Origin of the sequence: Rhizobium sp. G187, assembly GCF_051549525.1 — a bacterium.
GTDB lineage: Bacteria > Pseudomonadota > Alphaproteobacteria > Rhizobiales > Rhizobiaceae > Allorhizobium.
Genome location: NZ_JBPUGM010000005.1, coordinates 90,967 through 103,943, shown reverse-complemented (window position 1 = coordinate 103,943; position 12,977 = coordinate 90,967). Strand labels below are relative to the sequence as shown.

Annotated in this window: 11 protein-coding genes; 1 reads left to right on the top strand and 10 read right to left on the bottom strand. The window is 62.0% G+C overall.

The window, feature by feature from the left end:
• Position 1 precedes the first annotated feature (1 nt).
• Complete coding sequence (locus tag ACSV9I_RS15500; protein ID WP_438329772.1) at positions 2-892, top strand: dihydrodipicolinate synthase family protein; 891 nt, start codon at positions 2-4, stop codon at positions 890-892.
• Between the two features lie 101 nt (positions 893-993).
• On the opposite strand, the gene ACSV9I_RS15495 is transcribed toward ACSV9I_RS15500, so the two are convergent.
• From ACSV9I_RS15495 to ACSV9I_RS15450, 10 genes are all read right to left on the bottom strand, one after another.
• Positions 994-2,673, bottom strand: coding sequence for an ABC transporter ATP-binding protein (locus tag ACSV9I_RS15495; RefSeq protein ID WP_438329771.1), 1,680 nt, complete (start codon positions 2,671-2,673; stop codon positions 994-996).
• Entirely contained in the window at positions 2,670-3,614 is a 945-nt protein-coding gene (locus ACSV9I_RS15490; protein WP_438329770.1) for an acetamidase/formamidase family protein, read from the bottom strand. Before ACSV9I_RS15490 ends, ACSV9I_RS15495 begins: the two co-directional genes overlap by 4 nt.
• A 71-nt stretch (positions 3,615-3,685) precedes the next feature.
• On the bottom strand, positions 3,686-5,305 hold the full coding sequence (locus ACSV9I_RS15485) for an ABC transporter substrate-binding protein (RefSeq protein ID WP_438329769.1): 1,620 nt from the start codon (positions 5,303-5,305) through the stop codon (positions 3,686-3,688).
• A 17-nt stretch (positions 5,306-5,322) separates the two neighbouring features.
• The gene (locus ACSV9I_RS15480) at positions 5,323-6,243 is read right to left on the bottom strand and encodes an ABC transporter permease (protein WP_438329768.1); all 921 of its coding nucleotides are present in this window, start codon (positions 6,241-6,243) and stop codon (positions 5,323-5,325) included.
• Positions 6,243-7,091 carry an ABC transporter permease gene (locus ACSV9I_RS15475; protein ID WP_438329767.1) on the bottom strand — a complete coding sequence of 283 codons (849 nt, stop codon included), beginning with the start codon at positions 7,089-7,091 and terminating at the stop codon, positions 6,243-6,245. Before ACSV9I_RS15475 ends, ACSV9I_RS15480 begins: the two co-directional genes overlap by 1 nt.
• The gene (locus ACSV9I_RS15470) at positions 7,091-7,672 is read right to left on the bottom strand and encodes an ANTAR domain-containing response regulator (RefSeq protein ID WP_438330011.1); all 582 of its coding nucleotides are present in this window, start codon (positions 7,670-7,672) and stop codon (positions 7,091-7,093) included. Before ACSV9I_RS15470 ends, ACSV9I_RS15475 begins: the two co-directional genes overlap by 1 nt.
• A gap of 2 nt (positions 7,673-7,674) precedes the next feature.
• Entirely contained in the window at positions 7,675-8,808 is a 1,134-nt protein-coding gene (locus ACSV9I_RS15465; protein ID WP_438329766.1) for a transporter substrate-binding protein, read from the bottom strand.
• A gap of 237 nt (positions 8,809-9,045) precedes the next feature.
• Positions 9,046-10,632 (bottom strand): FGGY-family carbohydrate kinase, encoded by a 1,587-nt coding sequence (locus ACSV9I_RS15460; protein ID WP_438329765.1) that lies wholly within the window; start codon positions 10,630-10,632, stop codon positions 9,046-9,048.
• Between the two features lie 143 nt (positions 10,633-10,775).
• On the bottom strand, positions 10,776-11,465 hold the full coding sequence (locus tag ACSV9I_RS15455) for an HAD family hydrolase (RefSeq protein WP_438329764.1): 690 nt from the start codon (positions 11,463-11,465) through the stop codon (positions 10,776-10,778).
• A gap of 12 nt (positions 11,466-11,477) precedes the next feature.
• Positions 11,478-12,959: a mannitol dehydrogenase family protein gene (locus ACSV9I_RS15450; RefSeq protein ID WP_438329763.1), complete on the bottom strand. Its 1,482-nt coding sequence runs from the start codon at positions 12,957-12,959 to the stop codon at positions 11,478-11,480.
• Between the last annotated feature and the right edge of the window lie 18 nt (positions 12,960-12,977).

The window sequence follows — 12,977 nt, the reverse complement described above, 5'->3', positions numbered from 1 at the left end:
CATGTCGAAAAAGGCCTTCGTCGCGCTCGTCACCTGTTTCAACGAGGACGAGACAATCAACTACGAAGCCACCCGCGCGCAGGTTCGCCGCCAGGTGGAGGCCGGCAACAACATCATGTGTGCCGGCACCAATGGCGATTTTTCGGCGCTGACCTTTGAGGAAAAGGTGTCTTTGGCCGAGGCTGTGGTGGATGAGGTCGGTGGCCGCGTCGACGTGATCGTCAATGCCGGCATGCCGGCGACCTTCGAGACGGTGAAACTTGCCCGCGAATTCGACCGGATCGGGGTAACCGCGATTGCGGTGATCACGCCCTTCTTCATCGCCTGCACGCAGGACGGCCTGATCCGGCATTTCTCGACGGTCGCGGATGCGGTCCAGACGCCGATCTACCTCTACGACATTCCGGCGCGCACTCAGAACCATATTGAGCCCGACACGGCGCGAAAGCTCGCGTCGCACGGAAATATCGCCGGTATCAAGGATTCCGGCGGGGCCAAGGAAACGCTCGAAGCCTATCTGGCCGTCGCTCGCGACATGCCTGGTTTCGATGTCTATTCGGGCCCTGACCATTTGGTCCTCTGGGCGCTGCAGAATGGCGCGGCAGGCTGCATTTCAGGCCTGGGTAATGCCCTGCCGAAGGTGTTGGCCGGCATCCTGAACGGGGTCAATTCTGGTGATCTGGCGGAGGCCGAGCGCCAGCAGGACATCTTCACCGCCTTCCGCACGGATCTCTATGCGCTGGGCTTTGCCCCGGCCATGGTCAAGCGTGCGCTCTACATGCAGGACCCCAGCGTTGGTGCCAGCCGCCAGCCGGCCTTGCTGCCCGACCCCGCGCAGGATGCGAAGATCGCCGAAATTTTGGAACGTTATGGCCTGCCGTTGTATGCGTAAGGTGGCTGCTTTCTGATCAGGAAAGATGCCGGTCCCACAGGGGCCGGCATTGCCTTGTTGTCTCCCAGTACGGCAATCGCGAATGGTCTTTGCCCGAATCCTTACGAGGCAAGCCGGCGGTAGTGCCTTGGATCCGGGATCGGTACGGCCGCCATGAGCCCTTGAGTATAGGCGTGCTGCGGGTTCTCGAAGACCTCGCGCCGGGTGCCGAATTCCACGATCCGCCCACCCTGCATGACCGCCACCTGATGCGACATCTTCTCGATCACCGCCATGTCATGCGAGACGAAGAGATAGGCGAGGCCCATCTGTTCCTGCAATTCAAGCATCAGATCGAGCACCTGGGCTTTCACGGATACGTCGAGTGCTGCGACGCTTTCGTCTGCCACGATCAGCTTGGGTTCCAGCGTCAGCGCGCGGGCGATGCAGATCCGCTGGCGCTGGCCGCCGGAGAACTCATGCGGGTAGCGTTTGGCGGCATCCGGCGTCAGGCCGACCCGCCTGAGCAGGGTCGCCACACGGTGGTCGCGTTCGGAGGGGTTGCCTACACCGTGGATCACCAGCGGTTCTGCGATGGCCGCGCCCACGCTCATGCGGGGGTCGAGCGAGGCATAGGGATCCTGGAAGATCATCTGGGCCAGTCGGCGCACGGGCCGCATCTGCCGGTGCGAAAGATGGGAGATGTCCTGGCCGGCGATCTTCACGGAGCCGCCGAAGGGCACGAGCCCGAGTACGGCTTTTCCCGTAGTCGACTTGCCTGAGCCGGATTCGCCCACCAGCCCGAGTGTCTGGCCGGCTGGAATGACGAAGGCGATATCCTCGACGGTCGGCTTGGGCTCCGGACCGCGGGCAAACAAGCCCTGCTTCTTTCCGTAGGTCACGGTAAGGCCACTCACCTCCAGTGCGGGCCCCGCCTTCACCGCAAGGGGGGCATCCGAGACCCGCGGCGGTACGTCCGTGCCGGCATGAGCGCCAAGACGCGGGACGGCGGCAAGCAGCGCGCGCGTATAGGCGTCGCGCGGGGCTTCGAAGAGGGGGATGGCGTCATTCTGCTCGACGATACGGCCGTGACGCATCACGGCCACGCGGTCGGCCATTTCCGCCACCACGCCCATATCGTGGGTAATCATCAGTACAGAGGTGTTGAACTCTGCCCGCAGGTCGCGGATGAGATCGAGGATCTGGGCCTGCACGGTCACATCGAGGGCGGTCGTCGGCTCATCGGCGATCAGCACCTTCGGTCGGCAGCAAAGTGCCATGGCGATCATCACGCGCTGACGCATGCCACCGGAGAGCTCATGCGGATACTGCTTCAATCGACGCGCGGCATCGTTGATATGCACGGCGTCGAGCATGCGCCGCGCGGTGGCTTCAGCGCCCTCCTCGGATGCCTTCTGGTGTTCCCGGACCGTCTCGATCAGTTGCGCACCGATGGTCATCACCGGGTTCAGGGATGTCATCGGTTCCTGAAAGATCATCGCTACATCGCCACCCCGCATCTGGCGCATGCGGGTGGACGAGAGCGTCAGCAGGTTCGTGCCATCGAGCAGGATGTCTCCCGAAGCGACCTTGAGGCTCGCTTTCTGCAGGAGCCCCATGATCGCAAGCGACGTCACCGATTTGCCAGAGCCGGACTCGCCCGCAAGGCAAAGGGTTTCACCGTGGCGGAGGTCGAAGGTGACATCGTCGAGCACGCGCCGCAGGCCATCCGGCGTGCGCGCGTCGACGCATAGACCCTTCACCTGCAGCAAAGGCCGATTGTTTGACGTGGGAGGGGTCAAGCCAGCACCAGACGCGGGAAATAGAAGGAGACGACCCAGTTGGGCATGTCGACGATTTCGCTGATGCGCAGGTCACCGCAAACCGAGCAGAGCATATAGGCATCAACCGGATTCATGCCGTGCTCGGCCGTCAGAAGGTCGATCATGCGCATGACGGCTTCGCGGGCGCCAGTCATCAGGTCCGGGCCGATCCCTGTCGTCACCTCGTAGCCGGCACCGTCGAGATGGCGTGTGACCGGTTCGGTGGTGGTGAAGCGCGGCGATTTGAGATTGGCGCCCTTCACCAGATCGAGTGTCAGTTCGACATTCATCTGGCTTTCGATGGCTGTGCCGCAGACTTCGCCATCACCCTGCGCGGCGTGGGTGTCACCGACAGAGAAGAGGGCGCCCGTTACTTCGACCGGCAGGTAAAGCGTGACGCCTGCACTGAGGTCGCGGATATCCATATTGCCGCCGACGCGCCGGGGTGGAACGACGGAGTGCAGGCCGGGTTCGGCCGGTGCCACGCCAATCGTGCCGGTAAAGGGCTTGAGTGGCACCCGACCGCCGGGGCCGAAGGCAGCAGGTGTCATGGAGACGGCATCATACTTCCAGACATGCAGGGCCGGATCTTCGAACTGGTCAGCCAAAAGGCCAAAGCCGGGAATATTCGCGGTCCAGCCATGGCCGCTCGGATGGAATTTGCGGATGGTGACCTTCAGCGCATCGCCGGGTTCTGCGCCTTCCACATAGACGGGGCCTGAGACCGGATTGATCTTGCCGAAGTCGAGATTGGCGAGCGTGTCGAGTGTCGCATCCGGGCCAAGCTGACCGCCGGAGGAATCGAGGCATTCGAACAGAATGGTTTCACCCGGCTTGGCCGTAAGTGCGGGTGGAAAATCCTTGTTCCAGCCGAAATTATGCTGGGCCTTATGGATGGTATAGGTGCACGCGACGCACATGCTGGTCCCCTTCCGATCTGACGATGTGAGATGCGGGCACGCCGTTAAAGGCGTGCCCGACTTGAGCCTGCTTACTGCTTGACGAAGATCGCGTCGTAATTGATGACGCGGGTCGGATCGATGTAGATGTTGTCCTCACCGCCCATGCGGGTCGACTTGGCAACGACGCGACGCTCGTTGATAACCGGAACCCAGGGGGCGTCGGCCATGACGTCGGTGAAGATCTTGCTCCAGGCGGCCTGGCGCTCCGTGACCTTGGCCGGATCCGACATGGAGTCAGCTTCGACAGCGCGCTTGTCGAGCGCTTCGTTGCAGTACCAGGACCAGTTCCAGCCGCCCTGGACCGCGCCGCCGCAGCCGAGGATCGGCCCGTAGAAGTTGGACGGATCCGGGAAGTCGGCGATCCAGGCCATGCCGCCAGACCAGATCATCGGCGCTTCGCCTTCCGTGCCGCCCGCTGCAATGACATTGCCCTGGGCAAGGGCGCGCACTTCCGCCTTCACGCCGATGGCGGCGAGATCCTGCTGAACGGCCTGTGCGATACGCGGCTGCGGATCGGTGTTGGTCGAGAAGAGGACCGTTTCGAAACCGTCCGGATAGCCGGCTTCGGCCAGCAGGGCCTTGGCCTTTTCGACATCATAGGCGTAGCCGGTGAATGCCTTGTCATAGCCGGGCATCAGCGGCGGCAAGGGCTGGTTGGCAGCGGTTGCGCGGCCGTTGAGGATGCGGGTGATGCGCTCCTTGTTGACGGCCATGTTGATGGCCTGGCGCACCTTCACGTTGTCAAAGGGTTTTACCTTGGTGTTGAGCGTGATGTAGCCAGTGTGCAGCTGTTCGCCATCGACGATCATCTCAGCGCCTTCCGGCGAGTTCTTCACCTCAAGGAACTTGGCCGGAGGGATGCCGTCACCGGCAATGTCGACTTCGCCCTTCTGGAGGCGAAGCAGCGCGACCAGCGGCTCCTGTCCGACCTCGACGCTGAAGGAGTCGATATGCGGTACGTCCTTGACGTAGTAGTCCTTGTTGCGCTCGAAAACGAGCTTCTGGCCAATGGTCCAGTCCTTCAGCACGAAGGTGCCAGAGCCGACCGGCTTCTTGCCGAAATCCCCATTGGCGGCCTCGACGGCTTCCTTCGGCACGACAGAGGCGAAGTTGATGGCCAGCACATGCAGGAAGGTCGCGTCGGGACGCGAGAGCTTGAAGATGACGGTGGAGGCATCCGGCGTCTCGATGCCGCTCAGCACTTCGGACGTGCCGCCGGTGAGCGCGTCGAAGCCCTGGATCGCGCCGAAGAAGCCGGCGCCCGGGCCTTGCGTCTTCGGGTTGACCGCGCGCTCGATCGAATATTTCACGTCTGCTGCCACAACCTCGCGGCCATTGGAGAACTTGACGCCGGGTCGGAGCTTGAAGGTGTAGGTGAGGCCATCGGCCGAAACGTCAAAGCTTTCAGCCAGTGAGGGTTCAAGCTCGGCTGTACCGGGCTTGTAGTCCATCAGGCGAGAATAGAGGCTCTTGATCATCGACCAGTTGACCCAGTCATAGCCGATTGCCGGATCGAGCGTGGTGATGTCGTCCTTGTAGGTGACGACGATATCGCCACCCTGGGCGGGGGCGTCCTGCGCCAGCGCCATATAGGGTGCGGCAAACAGCGTCGCTGCTGCCGTGGTTGTCCTGAGCCAGTTCTTCAGCATTGTTGATTCCCCTTTGCTTATTGAAGACGGATGCGCGGATCGATGGCGGGCGCCAGCATGTCGGCAATGATGTTGCCGATGATGATGGCGAGCGCAGAAACGAGGGTGACGCCCATGATGATCGGGATGTCGACCTGCTGGATGGCCTGCCAGGCGAGCTGGCCGATGCCCGGCCAGCCATAGACCGCCTCGACCACCACCACGCCGCCCATGAACTGGCCGATATCGATGCCAATCATGGCGATGACGGGCAGCATGGCGTTCGGCAGGGCATGGCGCAGAATGACCCGGGTGCTCGACAGTCCCTTGGCGCGGGCGGTGCGGATATAGTCCTGATTGAGCACGTCGATCATGGCCGAGCGGACCATGCGGGCATACCAGCCTGCACCAAGCAGGCCGAGGGTAAGGGCGGGCAGGACAACATGGGCGGCCGTTCCATAGCCACTCATCGGAAACCAGCCCAGCGAGACGGCAAAGACATAGAGCAGCAGCAGCGCCACGACGAATTGGGGTGACGACACGCCGACAAAGGCGGAGGTCATGACCAGCTGATCGAGAAATCCGCCGCGCTTGACGGCAGCAATCATGCCGAGCGCAAGTCCGATGACCACTTCCGTCAGAATGCCTGCTGCCATCAGGGTCAGCGTCGCGGGCAGGCGGGCGGCAATGAGCGTCCAGACTTCGGTTTTCTGGGCATAGGAGCGCCCGAGATCGCCCTGAACCAGATTGGTCAGATAGTGGAGAAACTGGAAGAGGATTGGCTGATCAAGCCCCAGTTCGTGCCGGATATTGGCAACCGTTTGTGCGGTCGCGCTGCGCCCTGCGATCATGCGTGCCGGATCGGCTGGAAGCGCATAGAGGAGCAGGAATGTGATGGCCGCGACACCGAGAAGGATCAGGGCAGATTGAGCGAGCCGTTTGAGGATGAGGAACGCCATCAGCCACGTCCCCGCTGCATGGGATCGAAGATGTCACGCAAGGCATCGCCGACGAGGTTGAAGGAGAGCGAGGTGATCAGGATGATCGCGCCTGGAATGAAGACCAGCCAGGGGGCCGCCTGGAAGTAACTCTGGCTTTCGAAGATGATATTGCCCCAGGAGGCATCCGGCGGCTGAACCCCGACGCCGAGGAAGGAGAGGGTGGCCTCGAGCAGAACCGTGGTGGCAACGCCAAGCGTGCCCCAGACAATCGCTGTCGGAAAGAGATGCGGCAGCACATGCAGGAACAGGATGCGACTATGCCCAGCCCCGAGCGCGCGCTCGGCAAGGATGAAATCGCGTTCGGCAAGCGCCCGCGTCTCGGTATAGACGATGCGGGCGACCTGAACCCAGTTCACCAGCGCAATGACCATGGCGACGATCAGCAGACTCGGCTTCAGGATCGCGGCAAGCACGATGGCGAGTAGCAATGCGGGAAAGGCCATCATCAGATCGGTGAAGCGCATGAGCAGCGTGCCGATCCAGCCGCGCAGATAACCGGCGGTTACCCCGATAAAAAGGCCGATGGTCACGGCAACGCCATTGGCTGCAAGGCCGATGATGAGCGAGGTCCGGGCGCCGTAAAGCAGGCGGGAGAGGAGATCGCGACCCAGCGTATCGGTACCCAGCAGGAATTGGGCACTCGGCGGAATGGGTGCACCTTCCAAGGTAAGGCCGTCGAACATCTGGTTGTCGGGGCTGTAAGGCGCGATCCAGGGCGCAAACAGCGCAAGCAGGCACACAAGCACGATGACCACGAGGCCGAAAAGGGCAAGTGGTCGACGGCTGATTTCCTTCAGCACGCGCATCAGCCTACCTCCCACAGGGGATCCACGCCGCCGAGGAAGGCGGCCGCGATCTGTTCCATCGGCAACCGGCGTTTCATCGCCGTCGACCGCAGGGCGGCAAAGGCCTGCTCTTCCGTCACCTTTCGCTCGCTTTGCAGCCGGGCGATGGCGGCAAAGACGACCGGCCGCAATCGGAGGCGCTCTTCAAGATGGGCAATCTTCGCCTGTCCGGCCAGGCGTTCGGTGTGAATGGATACGGCGAGTACAAGCGCTGGAAAGACGGTGGCAGACGCGACCGGTTTCGGGATGATCGCGCTTGCCCCATGGCGGATTGCCCAGGCAATACGACCCGGCGCTTCCGAGCCAAGCAGGGCAGCGACGGGGCGTTGCGGCGCCTCGATGCTCCAGGGCAGGAGGGCGTCCCATCCCCGGTCGGCATCGACGATGACGATTTCCGGTAGTTCGGTGGGGGCGAGGGGCTCCCACTGCACATCGACCTGCATGCCGAGGAGCACGAGCTGGCGTTTGAGGCGCTCCACATTGCCGTCTTCTTCGGAGAGGACAGCTGCGCGCCATCCGTTGAAATTGGGTGTCGCCGTCATCATCAAACGACCCTCAGCTTCGGAAGGGAGTGTGGTTTCACGCCGGCCAGATAGGGATCTGCGGCGATCGGCGGTCGCGTGGCAATCACGTCGAAACCATTGGCGGGGTTCACCTTACCCAGCAGGAAAGGAAGGGCTGCGTGATTGGTGGCTGGATCGACGCGCATATCGCCAAACAGGGTCGGCCATGTCCGATCAAGGATCTTCGCGCGGACGTCTACGGGTGTATCGTCCCCGACGGCTTCAATCGCCGCAATGCACAGACTGACCGCTGTGAACGCACTGGCAAAGACGCTTGAAACCTGCCGGACCTCGCCGCGCCAGTCGGCAAGCTGCGTCTTGAATTCACGGTTTTCCGGGGTGGCCAGGCTATCGAAATAAGAGGCTGCGCAGAGCTGTCCGACAGCGGCGCCCGCCTGAATTTCGACGAGTTCACATTCCTGCAGGTCGCAGCTGGCAATCGGGCAGCTGTCTGGCTGGAAATATGGATCACGCGCCGCAAGTTCCGCCATGGCCTTGAGGAAGGCATAGCTCGAAGGGCCGATGAGATTGTTGAGAATGAAGCTCGGTCGCTTTTCGGCAATATCCGCAACGAGACGTTCGACGGCGGTTTCCTCCAGCGGCAGGTAGCGTTCGCCGAGGATTGTGCCACCCTCGTTCTGCACCAGTTCGCGCGCGAGGCGGTTCATTTCCCAACCCCAGACATAGTTGGCGCCGACGAGGTAGGGGCGCTTGCCATGGCGAGGGAAGAGATGCTGGAAGAGCGGGATCAGGTGCTGGTTCGGGCAGCCACCGATATAGAGCACGTTCTCATTCGCCTCGAAGCCTTCGTAGGGGCACATGTACCAGAGGAGGCCGTCATGCTTTTCAACGAGCGGGATAACTTCCTTGCGCGCAGCCGATGTGATCGTGCCCACGATATGGCGGCATCCATGATCCCGGATCAGGCTCCGTGCACCTTCAAGATAGGCGCTGAGCTCGGCATGCGGGTCGAAAAAGACCGGCTCGACATTCGCGCCCCCCGAAGAGGCATAGAGATGAAAGGCGAACTCTGCTGCTTCGCGCGCATCCCGGCCCATCGCGCCATAGGGCCCGGTGGAGGAATAGAGGATGCCGATCTTCGCCGGATGAGGCATTGAAACTCCAAACACGAAAAGACCCATAACGCGATCCCGCGAACGGGGCGTTATGGGGCGCTGTTGCCCAGAAAATGTGGGTGGTGGATTCGACGGCGTATTGAGTGCCTAAAATCTAAGCCTGATTAAAATACGGCCATCTGAACTTCGTCAAGTGGAATGTTTGGGCTTGCGTTACCGACGGTTCGCGCCTTCAATTTTTGAGAGTATTTTCGTATAGGTCGCGCGTTCGCCGTTTCAGATCGTGGCCAGCGTCGCACGCAATTCCTGCATCGCGAGAAACCGGCGATAGTCCCGGTCGTATTGGTCCTTCCTTGTGGACAAATTCGGCGGCCGGCTGACAGATGTCGGGGCCATGGCGCGGCCGGCGTCGGCGAGTGACGTGTAAAGGCCGGCCGCAGTCGCTGCGTTGATGGCTGTCCCGACGAGGACTGCATCGTCAGTCTGGGGGATCGAGACCTCACAGCCAGCGACGTCGCCATAGAGTTCATTCAGCAAGGCGTTTTTGACATGGCCACCGGTCAGGTGGAGGCGGACCGGACCTGTCTCTCCGGCATGCATGGTCTCAAGCACCTGGCGCAGGCCAAGCGCTATGGCGACGCAGGCGCGCCAATAGATTCGGCAGAGGCCATCGAAGCTCTGGTCGAGCGTCAGGCCTGTCATCATGCCGGTCAGTTTAGGATCGGCGAAGGGCGAACGGTTGCCGTGGAAGTCCGGCAGGATATTGATTTCGTCGGCAAATCCCGGGCCATGTGCGGCCAGCATCGCTTGGACACGTTCAATCACGGCGCGGTGGCGCGCAACGCTTGGCTCGCCGCCGGCTGCATGCATGCCGAGAATATGGTTGAGCAGGGCGCCTGTCGCCGATTGCCCCGCTTCGGTGAGCCACGAGCCGGCAAAAACGGCCTCGTTGTAAGGCCCCCAGACGCTGTGGCGAAACAGAGGCTTCGGCGCAAAGGAGACAACGCAGCTGGACGTTCCGCCGATCAGTGCGTAGCGACCGGAGAGCGCCTCGGCTCCGTCTGCCGCATGACGGCCGAGCACGCCGAGCGCGCCGGCATAGGCATCGACCATCCCGGCACCAACGGGAATGCCGGCATCGAGCCCGAGATCCCGTGCCGCGTCTGCGCCGAGCCTGCCAATCGCCTGACCGACGGGGACGCCGGTATCGGGCAGGGCCGCACGCGTCGTCAGATCCGACAGGCCAATGACGCCCAGAAAGTCTGTGGGCCAGGGACTGCTGGTGCCGTGCAGGTAGCCCCATTTCGAGGTGAGGGTCGACAGCGAACGGGCATTTGAACCCGTGGCACGCCAGGTGAGAAAATCGGCGAGATCGAAGGCCGAGCCAAGGCGTGCCCAGAGATCCGGGCGCTGACGCTTCAGCCACAAGAGCTTCGGGATCTGCATTTCGGGGGACAGCGTGCCGCCTGAATGCTGGATGACGGCGTGCCCTGTGTGTGTGCACTCCTCCGCTTCCGCGATTGCGCGGTGATCGAGCCAGACGATCGTATCGAAGGCCTGCCCATCTTTGGCGGTCAGTGCCAGGGGAGCGCCCAGGGTATCGCGCAGGACCAGCGAGCACGTGGCATCGAAGCCAATGCCGGCAATCCGCGCAGCAGAAAGCCCGGTCGCCTCCAGCGCGCCCTTTACGGCAATGCAGACTGCTGCCCAAATCTGCTCCGACGACTGCTCGGCTATGTCCTCTCCCTCGACATGCATGATGATTGCATGTTCGCTGCGGGCAAGCAGACGTCCGCTGCGATCGACGACGCCGGCGCGTGCGCTGCCCGTCCCGACATCCACCGCAATCACATGGTCGCGCATATTGGCTTGTTTCCGTCCCGGCTCGGTTCTTGTTGGCATTGCGTAAAGTGGAGCATGCCAGCGGTTGCGTCAAACCGGCAAACGGCCTGACGTTGAGGATCACCGACAAATGCGGGGATGACAAAAGGGTAAATCGGCATGGATCAGTCCGGTCCTCGCGGACAGACGAAGTCGACCAGGTGTTCCATACGGTCGAAGGACGCGTCGGGCGTCAGCGATGCCATAGAGGCACGGTAGGCGGGATCGATAGTATGCGATCCACCGGTAAAGGCGCAGACGCGCATGCCGGCCGCCCGGGCGGCCTGAATGCCGGCGGGGCTATCTTCGACAACGATGCAATTCTCCGGCGGGAAACCCATCTCAGCCGCAGCATGGAGGAACAGGTCCGGCGCAGGTTTGCCGTTCTTGACCATGGTGGCGCTGAAGATGTCGGGTGCGAAATAGTCGATCAGGCCGGTCACGGTCAGAGACAGCTCGACCCGTTCCTTCTGGCTGGATGACGCGACGCACCAGGACAGTCCGCCGTCTCTGAGCGCCTGCATGACATGCGGTATGCCCGGAAGCGGCTTGAGGTCGGTTCGGAAGCGGCGGTAGAGCGCCTCACGCATTTGAGAGAGGAATTCGGCATCGATCTCGACACCGAACTCCGCTTCGACCGATTGGGCGAGATGCGCGAGGCTTCGCCCGAGAAAACGCTCGGAGGCGCCTTCCTGATCGATGTTGACGCCTTTTTCCCTGAGCGCCTCGATCAAAACCTCCAGCGCAATCGGTTCGCTGTCGACGAGAACGCCGTCGCAATCGAATATCACCAGAGTTTTGGTCGAACCGTTCATCGCACCGCCCACTTATCCCCCGAGGCCCCCCTCAAGATAGCGGCGCAATGTGGCGGCAGTTCCCGCACTGCGCAAGGAGGTCAGGGCCTCTGTGAAGCGCTTGATGAATTGCGGATGTGTGCCGACTGCACCGAAAATGTCATCAAGCGCGAGGAAGGCATTGGGCTCTTCGCGCGATGCGAGTGCAGCCGCATGAAGGCGTTCGGCGCTGCTGTCATTGAACACGATTGCCTTGCCGCTATCGCTCGTTCCTTCGAAGTAGCGGCACCACAGCGCCGAGACGAGCGCCAGTCCCTGTACGTCAAGGCCCTTGGCAAGCCGGTCTGCCGTCGAGGGCAGGATGAACTTCGGCTGGCGGTTGGAACCGTCCTGGGCGAGACGCGGGATCGTGTCCCCGATCTTCGGATTGGAGAAACGGCGCTCGATGAGATCGAAATAGTCGTTCAGGCTGGTGTCCGGTACAGGTGGAACGACGGGGATGATCTCGTCTTTTTCCAGCTTGGCCAGAAAGGCCCGGATCAGGTCGTTTTCCATGGCTTCGTGGACAAAGTGAATGTCCATCAATGCTGCCGGATAGGCAATCGCAGCGTGGCCGCCATTGAGGATGCGCAGCTTCATCAGCTCATAAGGAGCCACGTCCGGCACGAAGGTGACTCCGACCTTTTCAAGGGCCGGGCGGCCAAGCGGGAACTTGTCTTCCAGCACCCATTGCTTGAATTCCTCGCAGAAGACGGGCCAGCCGTCGTCGATGCCGTAGGTATCTCGGGTGATGGCGATTTCACGCGGGCCAGTCGCCGGTGTGATGCGGTCGACCATGGCATTCGGGAAGGCGACATTCTCGTGGATCCAATGGGCGAAATCCGCATCCGAGAGCTTTGCGAGGCCGCAGACGGTGGCCTCGGTCACTTCGCCGTTTCCGGGAATGTTGTCGCAACACATGACGGTAAAGGGAGCAACGCCCCGTTCCCGGCGCAGCCTGAGTCCTGCGATGATCAACCCGAAGACGGTTTTCGGATGAGCCGGGTCAGCAGCATCGGCCACGATCGCCGGATGGTTCGGATCGAACTTGCCGGTTGCCGGATCGATGAAATAGCCACCTTCCGTGATGGTCATCGAGACGATGCGAATTGCCGGATTGGCCAGGGTCTCGATGATCTGGTCGAAGTCTGGCGCCGTGATGACGTCGACCATCGGACCGGTTACGGTGGCAGCAGAGCGGGTCGTATCCTGTTCCACCACGGTGGTGAGGAAGTCCTGCGCCTTCAATGTGTCGCGCATTTTCTGGTCTGAGGGCATGACCCCGGCACCGATAATGCCCCAGTCGTGGTCGAGACCCTCGTTGAACAGTTCATGCAGGTAAACGGCCATATGGGCGCGGTGGAAGTTGCCCACGCCGAAATGCAGGATGCCGGCGCTGATCTGGCTCCGGGCATAGGCCGGTATGGCCGCCGTTGTGATGGCGGGGATGTTGGCGAGCGAGAGTTTAGTGGTCATGGTCGCATTCCTTGGCTC